Genomic DNA, 20,243 nt, shown 5'->3' on the forward strand with positions numbered 1-20,243 from the left:
GGCTTCCCCCTGTGAGAGTAGGACGTCGCTAGGCACCTAAAAAGTCGAGGATTTATTCCTCGGCTTTTTTGTTTTGTAACATAATAATAAAATGATATAACAATTTAAATGTTAAAATTTACATAATAGGTTAGGATATATAATATACTTCGAGGTATCAATGGATATGAATGAACCACACTCCAGTGAAAAACCTGGCTTAGCAGACTGTCGACTGATAGAATCTACGATGTATAGAACGCCATGAAGAGAGATCCTGATCACTTGCTGGGATACCTGAAAAATAGAAAGAGGCGGTGTCTCACAATGTGCCTCGCCTAAAACATTCGATATATAAACCCGTAACTTATTGCTCAAAGAATGAAGTAGGACGAGCTTTACTAGTTAATTACGTATTAGGTTTATAAAACATATTGTGGTTGGATAATGAGGGGGTAAAAATGAGGCGTAACATCTTTTCAACTATATCTATCTTGTCTTTCATCATTACCTTTTTTATGTTAGGTTATGATTCAACAAAATGGTATGGTAGTTTTTTTAACTTCCTTTATGATATAAGTATATTTACGCCATTTTCATTAGGAGGACTAGGAATAATTAGCGCATTTTTGGGTATTAAAGGTGATATTCGTATGGTTCTTATTGTGCTCAATGCTTTTTTATTATTCATTTTCTTAGGTGCATATTTAATAGGGATCTTCGGATTTCAAAATCCTTAATAAAGAACTGCAGGTTTTATTCCTGCAGTTCTTTTAATTTTTCTTTAAAGGAACATTAAAGGTATAATTCCTTTTAATTAATAAATGATACATCTAAAGGAAGAAACACAAGGTATAATGGAACTAATACGAGGAAAAAGTATGGCAAGATTGAAAGGAAGAAAAATTTGGGAAAACAACAAATTTGGTATGAAGTAGAAGAAAACGAGTCAATTGAAGATTGTTTGGCAAGAATGCGTCGAGATGGTTATATGGCAGTTGGAAGAAAAGAAGAACCGATTTTTCACTTAGTCAATGGAGAACCAACGTATTTACGTCAAAAAATACAGTTTAAAGCGATGTTATGGCAAGATTCCGAGTGAATTTGACTAAAATCCGAACATTTACAAATCACTAAAATAAATTGTTCGCATTTTTGCATTGACGATAGTGAAATGACTTGTTAAAATATGAGTAGGAAAAACAAATAAATCCCACATATATGCTAGAGGATCGGCTCTAGTGTCTCTACCCGGCACCGTAAATGCTGGACTATGCGGGAAAGCACTTTTGGCATGTTACGGGAAGGTTTGTGTGCAGAAATGTACATTTGCATATTCTTTTCATAATAAGTCCTCAAGTAAGCTGCTTTCACGTGTATGGTAGGGAGTAGTTTATTTGAGGATTTTCTTTGTTATAAAAAGTAAAAAATGTAGTAGCTATAATATATTTGATCATTTTTCTAACGTTAAAAAGGAGCGACAATCATGAATCCGAAAATCGGTGTCATTATGGGGAGTTCAAGTGACTGGGAAACAATGAAACATGCATGTGATATTTTAGATGAATTACAGGTGCCGTATGAGAAAAAGGTTGTATCTGCACATCGTACTCCTGATTTAATGTTTGAGTATGCAGAATCAGCACGTGGACGAGGTATTCAAGTAATTATTGCTGGAGCAGGTGGAGCTGCGCATTTACCTGGAATGGTAGCAGCTAAAACAACGTTACCGGTAATCGGTGTACCTGTGCAATCCCGTGCTCTTAACGGTCTTGATTCTTTATTATCAATCGTTCAAATGCCTGGTGGTGTACCTGTAGCAACAGTAGCAATTGGCAAAGCAGGAGCGACGAATGCAGGCTTGCTTGCAGCGCAAATTTTATCGACAACAGATGCAGAGCTTGCTAATAAACTAGATGCTAGACGTGAAGCCACAAAACAACAAGTACTGGAAAGCACAGGTGACTTAGTGTGACGAAGATAATTTATCCAGGGCAGACGATAGGCATTATTGGAGGAGGGCAGCTTGGCCGTATGATGGCACTTGCTGCTAAAGAAGCAGGCTTTAAAATTGCCGTTCTTGAACCATCAATGGATTCACCAGGTGGACAGGTTGCGGATGTACGTATTGTAGCCCCATATGATGATGAGGCAGCTTTAGAAGAGCTTGCCGAGGTAAGTGACGTAATAACGTATGAATTCGAAAATATCGATTATGAAGGCTTAAAACGTTTATCACAAATGGCTTACGTCCCACAAGGAGCAGAGCTAGTACGCATCACACAAGACCGAGTGACTGAGAAAGAAGCGATTATGAACGCAGGTTGTCCAGTAGCCCCTTATTTGGTTGTAAATACATATGAAGAATTACTAGCCAATATCGACAGGATTAGTTATCCTTGTATAGTCAAAACAGCAAGAGGAGGCTACGATGGCAAGGGGCAGCAGCTTTTAAAATCTGCAGAAGACCTACCGTTAGCAAAAGGACTTTTCTCTCATTCACAATGTATTGTTGAGGGATTTGTACCTTTCGTTAAAGAGGTGTCTGTCATTGTTCAAAGAAACGGTAATGGTGAATCATATTGTCAGCCAGTTGGAGAAAATATTCATGTTCATCATATTTTACATGAAACGATCGTACCAGCTCGTATAAAAGAGGAAACATCATTGGCTGCAGAGCGGGAAGCCTTTAAAATTGCTGATTATATAAACTTAGTAGGGACATTAGCTGTAGAAATGTTTGTATTAGAAGATGGTGGAATCGTTATTAATGAATTAGCACCAAGACCTCATAATTCAGGTCACTATTCTATAGAAGCATGTAACGTTTCACAGTTCCACCAGCATATACGTGCTGTTTGTGGTTGGCCATTATGTAAACCACAACTTTGGGCACCATCTATTATGGTAAATGTTTTAGGGCAGCATGTCATGCCACTTAGTAACTCAATTGCTAAATATCCTGAATGGTCTATACATCTTTATGGGAAAGCTGAAGCTAAGGTGAACCGTAAGATGGGCCACGTAACGATTATGACAAAAAACTTAGAAGAAACACTACAACAAATCGAGAGTTCTGGCATTTGGTCAGAATAGAAGGAGAAACGCAATGATCGAACGTTACACAAGACCCGAAATGGGCGCAATTTGGACAGAACAAAATAAATATCAAGCTTGGCTAGAAGTTGAAATTTTAGCATGTGAAGCTTGGGCAGAATTAGGCGACATTCCAAAAGAAGATGTAGCTAAAATCCGTGAAAATGCTTCATTTGATGTTAATCGTATTTTAGAGATTGAGCAAGAAACACGTCATGATGTTGTAGCATTCACTCGTGCCGTATCTGAAACACTTGGCGAAGAGCGAAAATGGGTGCACTATGGTTTAACTTCTACGGACGTAGTTGATACAGCCCTTTCTTATATAATTAAACAAGCGAATGATATTTTACGTAAAGACATCGTGAATTTCATTGATATTATTGCTGCAAAAGCGAAAGAGCATAAGCATACGGTTATGATGGGACGTACACACGGTGTTCATGCTGAGCCAACAACTTTCGGTTTAAAACTAGGTTTATGGTATGAAGAAATGAAACGTAACCTAGAACGCTTTGAAGCAGCAGCAAAAGTAATTGAAACAGGAAAAATGTCTGGTGCAGTTGGAACATATGCCAATATCGATCCTCGAGTTGAGCAATATGTATGCGATAAATTAGGACTAGCAGCATCACCTATTTCAACACAAACATTACAACGTGATCGCCATGCTCAATATTTTGGGGCGTTGGCATTAATCGCAACATCAATTGAGAAATTTGCAACAGAGATTCGCGGCCTGCAAAAATCTGAAACGCGTGAAGTTGAAGAAGCATTTGCAAAAGGTCAAAAAGGCTCATCAGCGATGCCTCATAAACGTAATCCAATCGGGTCTGAAAACATGGTTGGTATGTCACGTTTAATGCGTGGCTATATGGTAACGGCTTATGAAAACGTAGCATTATGGCATGAACGTGATATTTCACATTCATCAGCAGAGCGCGTTATTTTACCGGATGCAACGATTACACTTAACTATATGTTAAACCGCTTCGGTAACATTGTGAAAAACTTAACAGTATTCCCTGAAAACATGAAACGTAATATGGGTCGCACTTTTGGTTTAATTTATTCTCAACGTATCTTATTAGCACTTATCGATAAAGGATTAGTGCGTGAGGAAGCGTATGATACAGTACAACCTTTAGCGATGCAGGCGTGGGACGAGCAAGTTCAGTTCCGTACGTTAGTCGATGCAAGTGAAAAAATTACATCGTATTTAACAAAAGAAGAGCTAGATGATTGCTTTGACTACAACTACCATTTACAGCATGTAGATATGATTTTTGAGCGTCTTGGACTTAACTAAGTAGAGTCACTAGCGGATGTTACAGAATTGAATCGTATACGTACGATTCAATTCTGAACAATACGCGTGTATTTCATAATATCTGGGGGAGTAACGAAATGACTAAAGGTCAACTTTTGTATGAAGGTAAAGCAAAAAAATTGTATACAACAGAGGAGCCAAATGTGTTACTCGTTGAATACAAGGATAGTGCAACAGCGTTTAATGGTGAGAAAAAAGAAGAAATTGAAGGCAAAGGCGTATTAAATAATCGCATTACCTCTTTAATTTTCGAAAAATTACAAGCAAACGGAATTGCGTCACATTTCGTAAAACAATTATCTGATACGCAGCAGCTTGTAAAAAAGGTTGAGATTATTCCAATTGAGGTCGTAGTTCGTAATATAGCTGCAGGTAGTTTAGCTAAACGTCTTGGCCTTGAGGAAGGTACACCATTAAAACGCCCAATCGTTGAGTTTTATTATAAAGACGACGAGCTAGGCGATCCGCTCATTACTACGGAGCATATTGACGTACTTGATCTTGCAACACCTGAAGAAGTGACAGCCATTTATGATGGTGCACTTGTAGTAAACAAAGTTTTGCAACCTATATTTGCAGATGTGAACGTTACACTAATTGACTTTAAATTAGAGTTCGGACGTGACAACGATGGAAATGTACTACTGGCAGATGAAATATCACCAGATACATGCAGACTTTGGGATGCAACTACAAAGCAAAAGTTAGACAAAGATGTCTTTCGTAGAGACCTTGGTAATTTAACTGAAGTTTATACTATTATACTTTCTAGACTCGGAGGCAAATAACAATGAAAAAAGTTAAAATTTACGTAACATTACGTGAGAGCATTCTTGATCCACAAGGTTCAGCTGTACAAGGTTCTTTAGTGAAAATGGGTTACGCTGAAGTAGAAGATTTACGTATCGGTAAATATCTTGAACTAGTAATTAAAGATACAGAACGTGATATTGATACTCTAGTAAAAGAAATGTGTGAAAAGGTTTTAACTAACGTTGTAATCGAAGACTACCGCTACGAAGTCGAGGAGGCTAACTAATCATGAAATTCGCAGTACTCGTTTTCCCTGGGTCTAACTGTGATATCGATATGTATCATGCGATTAAAGACGAGCTAGGTGAAGAAGTAGAATATGTATGGCATACAGCAACAGATTTAAGTGGATTTGATGGCATTTTAGTACCAGGAGGATTCTCATACGGGGATTATCTTCGCTGTGGTGCGATGGCAAACCAATCTAATATTATGGCAGAGGTCAAGAAGGCAGCAGATGCTGGAAAGCCAGTATTAGGAGTATGTAATGGATTCCAAATCTTAACTGAAGCAGGTTTATTACCAGGAGCATTACTTCGTAACAAAAATTTGAAATTCATGTGCCGTACAATTCAGCTTAAAGTTGAAAACAATAATACATTATTCACAAACCAATATGAGCAAGGTCAAATTATCAATATTCCAATCGCACATGGTGAAGGTAACTACTACTGTGACGAGGAAACTTTACAACAATTAAAAGATAACAATCAAATCGTGTTTACATATTCAGGCGAAAATCCAAACGGTTCTTTAGAAGATATCGCAGGGATTACAAACGAGCGCGGCAATGTGCTAGGTATGATGCCTCACCCAGAGCGAGCTGTTGATGCATTGGTGGGCGGAGCAGACGGTCTAGCAGTATTTAAATCAATTGTGAAGCAGTGGAGGGAAAATCATGTCAACAACTAAGTTTGAGCCAACAGCACAGCAAATTAAAGAGCAAAAGCTATACGCTGGTATGGGGATGTCAGACGAAGAATTTGCAATGGTAGAAGGTATTTTAAAACGTCTACCAAACTGGACAGAGACAGGTCTTTTCTCCGTAATGTGGTCTGAGCACTGCTCATACAAAAATTCAAAACCAGTGTTACGTAAATTCCCTACAAAGGGTCCACAAGTTTTACAAGGTCCAGGTGAAGGTGCTGGTATCGTAGATATTGGTGATGAACAAGCAGTTGTATTTAAAATGGAATCACATAACCATCCATCAGCAATTGAGCCTTATCAAGGTGCTGCTACAGGAGTTGGTGGTATTATCCGTGACGTATTCTCAATGGGTGCACGTCCAATTGCGATGCTAAACTCACTACGCTTTGGCGAATTAAAATCAGCACGTGGTAAATATTTATTTGAAGAAGTAGTTGCTGGTATCGCAGGTTACGGTAACTGTATCGGGATTCCTACAGTCGGTGGCGAGATTCAATTTGATCCTTGCTATGAAGGCAACCCACTAGTGAATGCAATGTGTGTAGGTTTAATTGACCACAAAGATATTCAACGTGGAATCGCAGCTGGTGTAGGGAATACAGTAATGTATGTGGGTGCTAAAACAGGTCGTGACGGTATCCATGGTGCAACATTTGCATCTGAAGAGTTAACAGAAGAATCTGAGAATCAACGTCCAGCAGTACAAGTAGGAGATCCATTTATGGAGAAACTTTTACTTGAAGCATGTTTAGAAGTTGTAAAATCGGACGCGTTAGTAGGTATTCAAGATATGGGTGCTGCTGGTCTTACTTCTTCATCAGCAGAAATGGCTTCTAAAGCTGGTTCTGGTGTAGAAATGAACTTAGACTTAGTACCTCAACGTGAGACAGGCATGACAGCATATGAAATGATGCTATCTGAATCTCAGGAGCGTATGCTACTTGTTGTGAAAAAAGGTCGCGAAGATGAAATTAAAGCGATTTTCGATAAATACGATTTAGATGCTGTGGCAATTGGTTGCGTGACGGATGATAAAATGCTACGCCTATTACATAATGGCGAAGTTGTAGCTGAAGTACCTGCTGATGCACTTGCAGAAGATGCACCAGTTTATCATAAGCCATCTGCGGAGCCTGCTTACTATGCTGAGTTCCAGGCGATGGAAAACACAGAACCAGTGGTAACTGATTATAAAGAAACATTAAATGCACTTTTAAAAGCACCAACAGTTGCTTCAAAAGAGTGGGTTTACGATCAATATGATTATCAAGTTCGTACATCAACAGTCGTTGCACCAGGTTCGGATGCAGCAGTAATCCGCGTTCGTGGTACGAACAAAGGATTAGCGATGACTACAGACTGTAACTCTCGTTATATTTTCCTAGATCCAGAGGTAGGCGGTGCCATTGCTGTAGCAGAGGCGGCTCGTAATATCGTAGCCACAGGTGGTACACCATTAGCGATTACTGACTGCTTAAACTTCGGTAATCCTGAGAAACCAGAAATCTTCTGGCAAATTGAAAAATCAGCTGATGGTATTTCAGCTGCTTGTACAGCACTGAATTCACCAGTAATCGGCGGTAATGTATCTCTTTATAACGAGCGTTCTGGTGAAGCGGTTTACCCAACACCAACTATCGGTATGGTTGGACTAATTGAAGATTTAGCACATGTGACAACTCAAGAAGTAAAAGCTTCTGGTGATGTAGTATTTGTGATCGGCGATACAAATACTGAGTTCGGTGGTTCGGAGCTTCAAAAATTATTAAATAATGGGGTTATTTCAGGGAAAGCACCAGCTATTGACCTACAGATTGAAGCTGCACGTCAAGAAGCATTGCTTAAAGCGATTAAAGCTGGAATTGTACAATCTGCACATGATGTAGCAGAAGGTGGACTTGCAGTTGCGCTTGCTGAAACAACATTTAGCGCGAATGGCTTAGGTCTTGATGTGACATTAACAGGCTCTGCTACAACAGCATTATTCAGTGAAACACAATCTCGTTTTGTTGTAACTGTGAAAGAAGAAAGTGCAGCTACATTTGTAGAAATGGTAAAAGACGCAAAGAAAATCGGTGTCGTAACAAACGATGCGCTTGTTAAAATCAACGGTGACAACGGTGTGCTTGTAGAAGGTACAGTGGAGGAATTCCGTTCTAATTGGAAAGGAGCAATCCCATGCTTGCTGAACTCAGAGGCTTAAACGAAGAATGTGGGGTGTTTGGTATTTGGGGCAACTCAAATCCAGCACACCTTAGTTATTACGGGCTTCATGCTCTTCAACACCGTGGCCAAGAAGGCGCTGGAATCGTCGTTTCTGACGGTCAGCATCTTCGCGCGGTGAAAGGCGAAGGACTAGTTAATGATGTTTTCAACGAAGAGAAATTAAAGGCAGTGGACGGAAAAGCAGCAATTGCTCATGTCCGTTATACGACTGCTGGAGGTGGCGGTATAGAAAATGTACAGCCGTTATTATTCCACTCCTCAACTGGTAGCCTTTCAATTGCTCATAACGGTAATTTAGTCAATGCAACACACTTAAAACAGTACTTAGAGCGTCAAGGGAGCATTTTCCATTCTAGCTCCGATACTGAAGTGCTAGCGCATCTTATTAAGAAAAGCTCGCATTCACCATTCCGTGCGAAGGTGAAAAATGCCCTATCGTTATTAAAGGGTGCGTATTCGTTCTTAATTATGACTAAAGATGAAATGCTTGTTGCACGTGATCCACATGGTTTACGTCCATTATCTCTTGGGAAGCTAGGAGATGGCTGGGTTGTAGCCTCTGAAACTTGTGCATTTGATTTAATAGGTGCAGAATTTGTTCGATCTGTTGAACCTGGTGAGTTATTAATTATTAACGATGAGGGTGTAAAATCTGATCGTTTTGCAGATATGGATAAACGTGCAATGTGCGCGATGGAGTACGTTTATTTAGCACGTCCTGATTCTGATATTGATGGTATTAACGTCCACATGGCGCGTAAACGTATGGGCAAACAGCTTGCTCGTGAATGTGCACATATAGAAGCTGATGTTGTAACAGGTGTGCCTGATTCAAGTATTTCAGCAGCAATCGGCTTTGCAGAAGAAAGTGGCATTCCGTATGAGCTAGGTCTTATTAAAAATCGTTATGTAGGTCGTACATTTATCCAACCGACACAGGAATTACGTGAACGCGGTGTGAAAATGAAGCTTTCTCCAGTTGTTCAAGTCGTAAAAGGTAAACGTGTAGTGATGGTGGACGATTCAATCGTTCGCGGTACAACTTCAAGACGTATTGTAAAAATGTTAAAAGATGCAGGGGCTGCAGAAGTACATGTTGTCATTTCTTCACCACCGATGACAGATCCTTGCTATTACGGTATTGATACTTCAACACATGAAGAATTGATTGCATCTAGCCACAATGTAGATGAAATACGTGATGCTATAGGAGCCGATTCACTAACATTCCTTTCCGTTGAAGGTATGGTGGAGACGATTGCAAGACCATATGAAGATGAAAACCGAGGATTATGCCTAGCATGCTTTACAGGTAAATATCCAACAGAAATTTTCCCAGATACAATCTTACCGCACGAAAAAGAACTATTACGTTAAGAAAAACATCTAAACACGTCTAGCGATGATAACAAATCTAGATTCAGATGTGCCAAGGCGATTTGGATGATAAGGAGGAACTCTGCGTGTCAAAAGCATATGAACAAGCAGGTGTAAATATTGAAGCAGGCTACGAAGCCGTAAAACGAATGAAGTCTCACGTTGAACGAACAAACCGTCTAGGTGTGATGGGCACGTTTGGTGGTTTTGGCGGTATGTTTGACTTGTCAGAACTAAATCTTAAGGAACCTGTTCTTATTTCAGGTACAGATGGTGTTGGGACAAAGCTAAAGCTAGCGTTTATGGTGGACAAGCACGACACGATTGGTGTGGACTGTGTAGCGATGTGTGTCAATGATATCGTAGCGCAAGGTGCTGAACCATTGTACTTTTTAGATTATGTAGCCCTTGGCAAGGCAGAGCCAGCGAAAATTGAGCAAATTGTAAAGGGTGTTGCAGATGGCTGTGTGCAATCTGGTGCGGCATTAATCGGTGGAGAAACTGCAGAGATGCCAGGTCTTTATGATGAAGATGAGTATGATTTAGCTGGTTTTGCAGTAGGGGCTTGTGAAAAATCAGCCATCGTAACAGGAGAGAAAATCGTAGAGGGTGACGTGCTTGTTGGTATTGCTTCAAGTGGGGTGCATTCAAACGGTTACTCATTAGTGCGAAAAATTGTTTTTGCAGATAATCATTACGCAGTTGATTCGATTGTGGAAGGCTACGAGGATCTTGGTCCTATCGGGGAAGCCTTGTTAGTACCAACAAAATTATATGCGAAACCTGTACTTGCAGCTTTAAAAGCAGCAGACGTTCATGGCTGTGCACATGTAACTGGCGGCGGTTTTTATGAAAACCTACCACGTATGATGCCAGAAGGTTTAGCAACTGAAATTGACTTAGGATCTTGGCCTGTCTTACGTATTTTTGAGTTTTTAAAAGAAAAAGGCCAGTTAGAGGACAAGGATTTATATAATGTCTTCAACATGGGTATTGGCTTCGTGTTAGCTGTACCTGCTGATGAAGTAGATAAAGTGCTTGCTACAGTAGAATCGAATGGTGAAATAGCATACAAAATCGGTCGCGTTGTGAAAGGCGAGGGTGTTGTATTCAATGGCTCACATGATGGGAGCTTAGTGTAATGACGGCACCAACTAAAATTGCCGTTTTTGCTTCAGGTAGCGGCAGTAACTTTCAAGCTATTCAAGAGGCTATTGAACGTGGTGAACTACATGCAAAGATTGAACTTGTTGTTACAGACAAGCCTAGTGCATTTGTAGTGACACGGGCTGAGAACTATAATATTCCAGTGCTAGCTTTAAGTCCGAAAGAGTTTTCTTCAAAAGCAGATTACGAGACTGCTATTATCGAGGCTCTCCATAAATGTCATGTAGAATGGATTGTGCTTGCAGGTTATATGCGCTTAATTAGTGAAGTATTACTAACTGCATACCCACAGCGCATTGTGAATATTCATCCTTCATTATTACCAGCTTTCCCTGGGAAGGATGCCATTGGTCAAGCGATGGAACACGGAGTTAAGATAACAGGTGTAACCGTCCATTTTGTAGATGAAGGTATGGACACAGGGCCAATTATTGCCCAATCGGCAGTTCAAGTTGTTGAAGGTGACCGTGAGGCAACAGAAATGGCTATCCATAAAGAAGAGCATGGACTATATACAAAAGCTTTGCAGCAATTATTAAAGTAATTCAGTGGTGAGGAGTTAGGCCTTCTGGAACAATACAGCCTAACACTACTCTATCAATAATAGCAAGACATATTCGTGGCAAACACGATGAAAATTGGTTCATCACCAAAAGTTGTGGATGACTTTTGTTAAAACGTCTACTATGAAAATAAGTTGATTAGAGTGGAGGCTGGGCGACTCCTTGGGGATTAGCGGCTCATCGGACGCCCCCAGGAAGCTCTGCTCTGCGCGAAAGCGAAGCGTCAGCGGCAAAGCGCCCAGCCGGAACGGAAATCAACCACACGTTCTGGTGGTGATCCCAAAAAACAGGAGGATATTGTTGTGACAAAACGTGCATTAATCAGTGTTTCCAATAAAGATGGTATTTTAGAATTTGCAAAGGAACTAGTAGCATTAGGTTATGAAATTTTATCAACTGGTGGTACGAAAAAAATGTTACAAGACAATAATGTTGCCGTAACAGCAGTAGATGAAGTAACTAAATTCCCTGAAATTTTAGATGGTCGTGTAAAAACTTTAAATCCAATGATTCACGGTGGACTATTAGGAAAGTTTGACGATGCTTCTCATCAAGCACAAATGAATGAGCATGGAATTGAGCCAATTGAGATTGTTTGTGTCAATCTTTACCCGTTTGTTGAAACAATTTCAAAGCCTAATGTAACTTGGGATGACGCTATCGAAAACATTGATATCGGTGGTCCAACAATGTTACGTTCTGCAGCAAAAAACCATCAATATGTAACAGTAATTGTGGATAGCAATGACTATGCGAACGTATTAGAAGAACTTAAAGCAAATGGTGCAACGACAATAGAAACACGTCGTAAGTTAGCTGCAAAAGTTTTCCGTCACACAGCCGCTTATGATTCATATATATCAAACTACTTAACAGAAGAAGAGTTTCCAGAGAGCTTAACAATGACATATGAATTAAAACAAAACTTACGCTATGGTGAAAATCCTCATCAAAAAGCAGCGTTCTATCAAAAACGTCTAGGCTCTGACTTTTCATTAGCTTATGCTACGCAATTACATGGTAAAGAATTATCATACAACAATATTCAAGACGGGAATGCCGCATTACAAATTGTCAAAGAATTCGAAATGCCTGCAGCAGTAGCTGTAAAGCACATGAACCCTTGTGGTGTTGGAACTGGCGCAACATTAGAAGAAGCGTTTGATAAAGCGTATGAAGCAGATCCAACGTCTATTTTCGGTGGTATTATTGCTTTAAATATGGAAGTAGATGTAGCAACTGCTGAAAAATTAAGCCATATATTTTTAGAAATTATCATTGCACCTGCTTTCTCTCAAGAAGCACTGGATATTTTAACGAAGAAGAAAAATATTCGCTTATTAACAATTCCTTTCGAGCAAGCAAAACAAGACAAATTCAATGTTGTATCAGTCGAAGGTGGTCTTCTTGTACAAGAACCAGATCGCTATGGCTTTTCTAATGCAGATATTAAAGTTGTCACAGACCGTGAACCGACAGCACAAGAATGGGAAGCATTACAACTTGGCTGGGCAGTTGTGAAGCACGTTAAATCTAACGCGATCGTTGTTACAGATTCTCAAATGACACTTGGCGTTGGTGCTGGTCAAATGAACCGTGTTGGAGCAGCTAAAATTGCATTTGAGCAAGCAGGCGAAAAAGCAAAAGGTGCAGCGCTAGCATCAGATGCATTCTTCCCAATGAGCGATACTGTAGAAGCCGCTGCAGCGGCTGGTATTACAGCCATTATTCAACCGGGTGGCTCTATCAAAGATCAGGATTCAATCGATAAAGCTAATGAATACGGCATTGCGATGGTATTTACTGGCGTACGTCATTTCAAGCACTAAAATATCCAAAAACTAGACCGAGATGGGCAACATCTCGGTCTTACGCACAAAAAGGAGGATTCCCTAAAATGAAAGTATTAGTTATTGGAAGCGGCGGTCGAGAGCATGCTATCGCCAAACAATTTAGTATTTCACCATCAGTTAATAAAGTATTTGTAGCACCTGGTAATGATGGCATGAGGGGCGATGCGGAAATCGTTGCTATTGATACTATGGATTTTGCAGGTCTTGCACAATTTGCAAAAGAAAATGCAGTAGATTTAACCTTTGTAGGACCTGAGCAACCACTTGCTGAAGGCATAGTTGATTTCTTTACTGCTCGTGGTTTAAAAGTATTTGGTCCAACAAAGGCAGCAGCACAAATCGAAAGCAGTAAATCATATGCGAAGGAAATTATGAATAAATATAAAATCCCAACAGCAGCCCATGAAACGTTTACTGAAGCTGCAAAGGCTATAGCTTATATTAAAGAGCAAGGTGCACCAATCGTTATCAAAGCAGATGGTTTGGCAGCTGGTAAAGGTGTAGTTGTAGCAATGACTGAAGATGAAGCAATTGAAGCTGTAGAGGATATGATTGGAAACCAACGCTTTGGTGAATCATCTTCTCGTGTTGTCATTGAAGAATTCCTGGACGGAGAAGAATTCTCCTTTATGTCATTTGTCCATAAAGGTCAGATTTATCCAATGGTGATTGCTCAAGACCATAAACGTGCTTATGATGGCGATAAAGGACCAAATACAGGTGGTATGGGAGCCTATTCACCAGTACCTCAAATCGCACAAGAAGTAGTGGACGGTGCTTATAAGACGATTGTTGAACCGACCGTGAAAGGTATGGAGGCAGATGGAGTATCGTTTACAGGGATTTTATATGCAGGATTAATTTTAACGAAAAATGGTCCGAAAGTGATTGAGTTTAATGCACGCTTTGGAGATCCAGAAACACAAGTAGTTTTACCACGTATGGCATCCGATTTTGGGGCATTTATGACAGCATTGATGGATGAAAAGCCATTTGATTTGCAATGGTCTGAAGAAGCCATGTTAGGTGTAGTAATCGCCGCTGAAGGCTATCCTGGGGACGTTGAAAAAGGAAATACATTACCTAACCTAGATTCACTATCAGCTTCACACGCAGTATTCCATGCAGGTACAAAGCTTGTAGATGAGAACTTTGTTGGGAACGGTGGCCGAGTTTTATTAGTTGGCGCTAAGGCATCTACTTTAAAAGAAGCACAAGAAAAAGTATACGCAGGCATTGCAACTGAAAAATGGAACAATTTCTTCTACCGCAAAGATATCGGCTGGCGTACGTTTAAGTAGTCGTTGAGTAACTAAATATCAGGCGTAATGATTAGGGAGATATAGATTTATAATTACTCGATAAAAGGATATTTTATTTACATTTTGCTTAAGTTTATCATCATAGCGTGTGGTTGATTTTCGTTCCGACTGGGCGCTTTCCTGGGGGCGCCCAGTCTCCACTACAATCAACTTAGATACATAGCATATGTTTTATTAAATGTCGCCCAAAGTTTTAGTATAAATTTAATTAGAAGAAGCTCGTTTGCGTTGCAGGCTACTAAATGGTTAATAACAAATATTTTATAGTTTTGTGAAATTTCTTTAGGTGTATTGATTTGGGAAAAATAGGTTTATTATTGAGTGATAAAAGGGTTTTTTGTGTTGCTATTTTGCTATTAAATTCCCATTTTAACTGATTGTAGCGTAGGGCTACTCGACTCCCGCGGGAAAGCGAGACAGACGAGACCCTGCACGGAGCGGAGCGGAGGAAGCGGCTCGACGCTCGCCCGCAGGAAAGCGAGTAGCCCGTAGCGGAAATCAGAGCCTTCTAATTAATGAAAATGATAACGCACTTGAATTAAATTTTTTTAATCATACTTTGAAACTTCTTATTGTTTTCAAACGTAGGATTAAAAAGGATGAAAGCCGTCTCAACAATACAGTTGAGACGGCTCCTTTGACTAAGAAGGATTTTGTGCTTTATTTGTAGAACTTTTACTTTCTGAGGAATTTTGATTTGAAGTGCTGGAGTCAGATTGCTTTGATGCAGTTGCATTTGATCCTGACGTATTTCCAGAAATAGCAGAGGAGAAATCCTTCATGAGTTTATCGATGTGTTCAGATGACATAGAATTTTGGCCGCTGAACATACTTTGCATAGAAGAGTTGCCGGTGCTATTGTTGTTGCTCATAGCACTCTCCATACAAGAGCTCATTAAAGCTTTAGTTGGGCAATACTTAAAGATACCCTCAGCCATTTTAAAGGCACNATTGTTGTTGCTCATAGCACTCTCCATACAAGAGCTCATTAAAGCTTTAGTTGGGCAATACTTAAAGATACCCTCAGCCATTTTAAAGGCACCAAATGCAATCATCAATCGACCTTTCGTACATTCAGGATTTCTTGAGACCTTAGCGATACCGAATGCCGTTAAACTTACACCCATTGCAAAGCGACAAAAGGCATTTTTTTCGCTTAAATTTGTTTCGTGCATCATATAATATTTCCTCCTTTAGTCATTGTGGAAAAAATAAAGCGGGGTGCACTTTGCTTTATGAAAGTGCTGTGTTACGATTGAAACAAGATGATTGCATAAAGCATTAATTTTATGAAAGAAAGCGTTTATGCAGTAGTAGTATGTGATTTCACGTAGGATTTACACAATGAAATTTTACGTAATTTAGGAAGGGGCGAATAGAATGGATCCAGTATGGAAAATTACAGAATTACGTCAGCAATTAGCTGTAATAGATGGTAAAAAGGCACCGGATATTGTATTAAAAAATGCACGTTATTTACATAGCATGCTCAAACAGTGGGTAGTAGGGAACATTTGGGTTTTAGGAGATCGTATTGTCTATGCTGGTGATAGAATGCCTCCGTTATTAGAAGGAACAGAGGTCGTCGATTGTACGAATAAAACAATTGTACCAGGATATATTGAGCCACATGTTCATCCGTTCCAGTTATACCATCCGCAATCTTTTGCTGATTTTTGTGGACAACTAGGAACGACAACTTTTATTTCAGACAATTTAAGCTTCGTTTTATCTTTAGAAAATAAGAAAGCGTTTTCAATATTGGATAATTTGAAAAAGCTACCGTTTTCATTTTATTGGTGGACTCGTTTTGATTCGCAAACTGAAATGGAACAGGAGGAAGAGATTTTTTCTAATACGTCCATTTTAGAATGGTTGGAACGAGATGATGTTTTACTTGGAGGAGAATTAACGGGCTGGCCAAGGTTGTTACATGGAGATGACCAAATGCTCTATCGTATGCAAATGGCTAAGGGCTATGGGAAAAAAATTGAAGGACATTTCCCTGGTGCATCAGAACGAACTTTAGCACGTATGAAGCTACTTGGTGCAGATGGTGATCATGAAGCTATGACAGTAGAAGAAGTAGAGCGACGTATAATGCAAGGATATGCTGTAACGCTGCGTCATTCTTCAATACGTCCAGACTTACCAGATCTATTAAAGGGGATAGTTGAAAAAGAGCTACCTATTTTTGATCATTTAATGATGACAACAGATGGCTCACCACCTGCATTTCATGAGGATGGTGTGATGGATAAATGTATTCAAGTAGCCTTAGATGCAGGTGTAGCACCAATAGATGCTTATCAAATGGCTTCCTATAATGTGGCCCGTTATTATAATATGTCCAACTTACATGGCTTTATCGCAACGGGTCGATTTGCCTCCCTTAATATTTTACAAGATGAATGGCATCCAGTTCCTGAGAGTGTACTTTCGAAGGGAGTTTGGCTAAAACGCGACGGAGAGCAAGTGCAAAAACTTGCTGAAATTGATTATTCAGCGTTACCTACATTTGACTTAGATTTTTCATTAACGTCTCATGATTTTCAATTCTCGATGCCATTTGGAATTGAGTTGGTCAATGATGTTATTACGAAACCATATAACTCATTAATTACTAGAGAAGGTCAGCTTGCAGATCATGATGAATGTTATTTAATGCTCATGAATAGAGATGGCAATTGGCATGTTAACACGATGATTAAAGGTTTTGCTACTAGTGTTCAAGGATTTGCCTCATCTTATTCGAATACAGGCGATATTTTACTAATCGGAAAAAATAAAGACGATATGATCAAAGCCTTTGAAGAAATGAAGGCAATGCGTGGTGGTATTGTCCTTGTTGAAACAGGCGAAGTAATTGCTACCGTTCCTTTAACAATTGGCGGTTTTTTATATGATGGAGATGTTAAGGAGCTAGCAGAAAAAGAGAAGTTCTTAAAACAAGCATTAGCGGATCGGGGATACCACTTAGGAGATGCAATTTATTCTTTACTATTCTTACAATCGACACATTTACCATATATCCGTATAACGCCAAAAGGGATTTTTGATGTTATGAAGAATAAGTTATTATTACCAGCAGTGATGCGCTAATTGAAGTTTTCCTATGGTTGATGTAATCGATAAAAGGAGAGTAATGCTTGTGTTCAAATCGAAGAAACTAATTATCGCAATGGCTTTTAGCACCTTATTAATAGGAGGATGTTCAAAAGATTCTTTAGAAGTGAAAGAAGATGATACAAACAAGGTTGACGATGGAACTGCTATTGAAGAGCCTGTTCAAGAAGTGGCATATGTTGCTCCGTTAACAGGTGAAGCTGTAAAGGAAGAAATTACGCAACGCCCAATTATTGTTACCGTTAATAATCACCCGAAAGCACGTCCACAATCAGGAATAGAAGCGGCAGATATCATTTATGAAATGCTGGCAGAAGGTGATGTTACGCGTTTATTAGCAGTTTATCAAAGTGAACTGCCAGAAAATGTAGGGCCTGTTCGTAGTGCTCGATCTTATTTTGTTGATCTTGCGAAAGGCTTTGATGCATTTTACGTAGCACATGGTTATAGCCCAGAGGCAAAATCGATGCTTGATAATAATGTAGTCGACAATATAAATGGTATGGAATATGATGGCATACTTTTTAAACGTTCAAAAGACCGTGTTGCTCCACACAACTCGTATATTACGTCTGAAAATATATTAAATGGAGCGAAAAAAGTAGGCGCTTCAATGAGTTACCATGAAAAAGTACGTGAGGCTTTTTATGAACCCGATGAACGTGGTAAAATAGGCAATGAAACAAGTCGAGTTGACATTTACTACGGAAATAGTGAGAATTTCCATAATTCGTATTCGTATGATAAGCAAAGTAATCGTTATGGACGACAATCGGCTGGCGTTGACACAAAGGATATTTTAACAGGCGACACATTATCATTTTCAAATGTTCTATTTTTTGAAATGAAACATCGAACGATTGATAATGAGGGGCGCCAAGATATTGATTTAACTTCTGGTGGAAATGCGTATGTATTTCAAAATGGCTATATGAGAGAAGTCAAATGGGCTAATATTGATGGGATACCAATGGCTGTAGAAGAGTCTGGGGAGCTTGTGAAGCTAGTACCAGGGAAGTCTTGGGTTCATTTCGTACCAACTTCACCAGGGTTACAAGCAATGGTGAAAACGCAGCCTTAAAGGGAGGAAGATTGCATGCAAATCGAAAAAATTCGAGGGCATCAAACAGATCAATTATTTAAAGCAGTGTTAGAGCTGAAAGACATCGAAGAATGCTATAAATTTTTTGATGATTTATGTACGATTAGTGAAATTCAATCGCTGGCACAACGCTTTGAGGTTGCGCATTTACTACGTTTAAAGAAAACCTACGAATCCATTAAAAAGGAAACAGGTGCAAGTACAGCAACTATTTCGCGTGTACGTCGTTGCTTTGATTATGGGAATGATACATATGATGAAATGTTAGGTCGTTTGTATCCAGATGAAAAGCCGTTTCAAGCACCAAAAGAATAGTAGGTAAAGAGGCTGGGTAGAGTTTTTACCCAGTCTTTTTCATTTTTTTGTAGACAGTCATAAGCTATACTTGTAAACGAATAGATAGAAAATGATAGGTGGTAAAAATAGATGGATTATTTAGAATGGAGACATGTGTTCAAGCTAGACCCAGCTAAAGATATTTCAGATGAGGCACTAGAAAAAATTTGTGAATCAGGTACAGATGTTATTATAGTTGGTGGAACAGACGGTGTAACTTTAGACGGTGTATTAGATTTACTTGTTCGTGTAAGACGCTTTGAAGTACCAATAGCGCTTGAAATTTCTGCGATTGATTCGGTAACACCAGGTTATGACTATTATTTCATTCCAACCGTGTTAAATAGTGATGATCCAAAGTGGATTAAAAATTTACACCATGAAGCCATTAAAGAATATGGAGATATTATGGTGTGGGATGAATTAGTCGCTGAAGGTTATTGTATTTTAAATCCGGATTGTAAAGTAGCGGAAGTAACGAATGCGAAAACTGATTTATCCATTGATGATGTCGTTGCCTACGCACGTTTGGCAGAAAATTTCTTTAGACTACCTGTATTTTATGTAGAGTATAGCGGTACTTATGGTGATATTGAAGTTGTAAGTGCTGTGAAAAATGAACTGAAAAATACTCGACTGTTTTACGGTGGTGGCATTACATCTGCTCAGCAAGCAGCAGAAATGGCAAAATATGCAGATACAGTAGTAGTTGGTAATATTATTTACGAAGATTTAAAAGCTGCACTTGCGACTGTTAAGGCTGTAAAAAATAATATATAATTTAACTTCTTTCAGCAGAAGTTTCCCCACCTCTATAGGGGTGAGATGAATACGGATTTAAGTTACTTTTCAGTGGGTGTCCAAACACCTGTACCTGTCGCTACGCTTTCGGTACAAAAGACACCTGCTGAAAGAAGTTAAAGCCTCCGGCGAATGTCACAGAATCGGAAAGGAGTTCTTTGTGCAAGCACAAAGCCGATTCCGGACGCAATTATGCCGAGGCATAATTGATGAAAAAATGTT

The 20,243-nt window shown here is 39.4% G+C and carries 18 protein-coding genes and 1 riboswitch; all 18 genes read left to right on the top strand.

Going from position 1 to position 20,243, the window contains the following annotated elements; translation table 11 throughout:
* The first annotated feature begins 440 nt into the window (after positions 1-440).
* A complete protein-coding gene (locus ACZ11_RS22300) occupies positions 441-719 on the top strand; it encodes a hypothetical protein (protein ID WP_049668766.1) in 279 nt (92 codons plus the stop codon).
* A 167-nt stretch (positions 720-886) separates the two neighbouring features.
* The gene (locus ACZ11_RS22305) at positions 887-1,081 is read left to right on the top strand and encodes an NETI motif-containing protein (protein ID WP_049668767.1); all 195 of its coding nucleotides are present in this window, start codon (positions 887-889) and stop codon (positions 1,079-1,081) included.
* A gap of 93 nt (positions 1,082-1,174) precedes the next feature.
* A riboswitch (purine riboswitch) is annotated at positions 1,175-1,273 on the top strand.
* 192 nt (positions 1,274-1,465) lie between these two features.
* The gene (gene purE / locus ACZ11_RS22310) at positions 1,466-1,954 is read left to right on the top strand and encodes a 5-(carboxyamino)imidazole ribonucleotide mutase (RefSeq protein ID WP_049668768.1); all 489 of its coding nucleotides are present in this window, start codon (positions 1,466-1,468) and stop codon (positions 1,952-1,954) included.
* Positions 1,951-3,075 (top strand): 5-(carboxyamino)imidazole ribonucleotide synthase, encoded by a 1,125-nt coding sequence (gene purK, locus ACZ11_RS22315; protein WP_049668769.1) that lies wholly within the window; start codon positions 1,951-1,953, stop codon positions 3,073-3,075. Before purE ends, purK begins: the two co-directional genes overlap by 4 nt.
* Before the next feature lie 13 nt (positions 3,076-3,088).
* Positions 3,089-4,384 carry an adenylosuccinate lyase gene (purB, locus tag ACZ11_RS22320; protein ID WP_049668770.1) on the top strand — a complete coding sequence of 432 codons (1,296 nt, stop codon included), beginning with the start codon at positions 3,089-3,091 and terminating at the stop codon, positions 4,382-4,384.
* 98 nt (positions 4,385-4,482) lie between these two features.
* Positions 4,483-5,193, top strand: a complete 711-nt coding sequence (gene purC / locus ACZ11_RS22325; RefSeq protein ID WP_049668771.1) for a phosphoribosylaminoimidazolesuccinocarboxamide synthase — start codon at positions 4,483-4,485, stop codon at positions 5,191-5,193.
* Positions 5,194-5,195: 2 nt separating this feature from the next.
* Positions 5,196-5,444: a phosphoribosylformylglycinamidine synthase subunit PurS gene (gene purS / locus ACZ11_RS22330; protein WP_049668772.1), complete on the top strand. Its 249-nt coding sequence runs from the start codon at positions 5,196-5,198 to the stop codon at positions 5,442-5,444.
* 2 nt (positions 5,445-5,446) lie between these two features.
* On the top strand, positions 5,447-6,130 hold the full coding sequence (purQ, locus tag ACZ11_RS22335; protein WP_049668773.1) for a phosphoribosylformylglycinamidine synthase subunit PurQ: 684 nt from the start codon (positions 5,447-5,449) through the stop codon (positions 6,128-6,130).
* Positions 6,117-8,351, top strand: coding sequence for a phosphoribosylformylglycinamidine synthase subunit PurL (purL, locus tag ACZ11_RS22340; protein WP_049668774.1), 2,235 nt, complete (start codon positions 6,117-6,119; stop codon positions 8,349-8,351). The genes purQ and purL overlap by 14 nt, the downstream gene beginning before the upstream one ends.
* Complete coding sequence (gene purF / locus ACZ11_RS22345) at positions 8,327-9,751, top strand: amidophosphoribosyltransferase (RefSeq protein WP_049668775.1); 1,425 nt, start codon at positions 8,327-8,329, stop codon at positions 9,749-9,751. Before purL ends, purF begins: the two co-directional genes overlap by 25 nt.
* 86 nt (positions 9,752-9,837) lie before the next feature.
* Positions 9,838-10,893, top strand: a complete 1,056-nt coding sequence (gene purM / locus ACZ11_RS22350) for a phosphoribosylformylglycinamidine cyclo-ligase (protein ID WP_049668776.1) — start codon at positions 9,838-9,840, stop codon at positions 10,891-10,893.
* Positions 10,893-11,462 carry a phosphoribosylglycinamide formyltransferase gene (gene purN, locus ACZ11_RS22355; protein ID WP_049668777.1) on the top strand — a complete coding sequence of 190 codons (570 nt, stop codon included), beginning with the start codon at positions 10,893-10,895 and terminating at the stop codon, positions 11,460-11,462. Before purM ends, purN begins: the two co-directional genes overlap by 1 nt.
* A gap of 321 nt (positions 11,463-11,783) precedes the next feature.
* Positions 11,784-13,310: a bifunctional phosphoribosylaminoimidazolecarboxamide formyltransferase/IMP cyclohydrolase gene (gene purH / locus ACZ11_RS22360; RefSeq protein ID WP_049668778.1), complete on the top strand. Its 1,527-nt coding sequence runs from the start codon at positions 11,784-11,786 to the stop codon at positions 13,308-13,310.
* Positions 13,311-13,378: 68 nt separating this feature from the next.
* Positions 13,379-14,635 carry a phosphoribosylamine--glycine ligase gene (purD, locus tag ACZ11_RS22365; protein WP_049668779.1) on the top strand — a complete coding sequence of 419 codons (1,257 nt, stop codon included), beginning with the start codon at positions 13,379-13,381 and terminating at the stop codon, positions 14,633-14,635.
* Positions 14,636-16,036: 1,401 nt separating this feature from the next.
* Positions 16,037-17,758, top strand: a complete 1,722-nt coding sequence (locus ACZ11_RS22375) for an adenine deaminase C-terminal domain-containing protein (RefSeq protein ID WP_049668781.1) — start codon at positions 16,037-16,039, stop codon at positions 17,756-17,758.
* A gap of 49 nt (positions 17,759-17,807) precedes the next feature.
* Complete coding sequence (locus tag ACZ11_RS22380; protein ID WP_053093242.1) at positions 17,808-18,863, top strand: DUF3048 domain-containing protein; 1,056 nt, start codon at positions 17,808-17,810, stop codon at positions 18,861-18,863.
* Positions 18,864-18,878: 15 nt separating this feature from the next.
* Positions 18,879-19,199 (top strand): YerC/YecD family TrpR-related protein, encoded by a 321-nt coding sequence (locus tag ACZ11_RS22385; protein ID WP_004225717.1) that lies wholly within the window; start codon positions 18,879-18,881, stop codon positions 19,197-19,199.
* Positions 19,200-19,310: 111 nt separating this feature from the next.
* A complete protein-coding gene (locus tag ACZ11_RS22390; RefSeq protein ID WP_049668782.1) occupies positions 19,311-20,000 on the top strand; it encodes a heptaprenylglyceryl phosphate synthase in 690 nt (229 codons plus the stop codon).
* The last annotated feature ends 243 nt before the right edge of the window (positions 20,001-20,243 follow it).

It is taken from the genome of Lysinibacillus xylanilyticus (assembly GCF_001183605.1).
In the GTDB taxonomy this organism is placed as follows: Bacteria; Bacillota; Bacilli; order Bacillales_A; family Planococcaceae; genus Lysinibacillus; species Lysinibacillus xylanilyticus.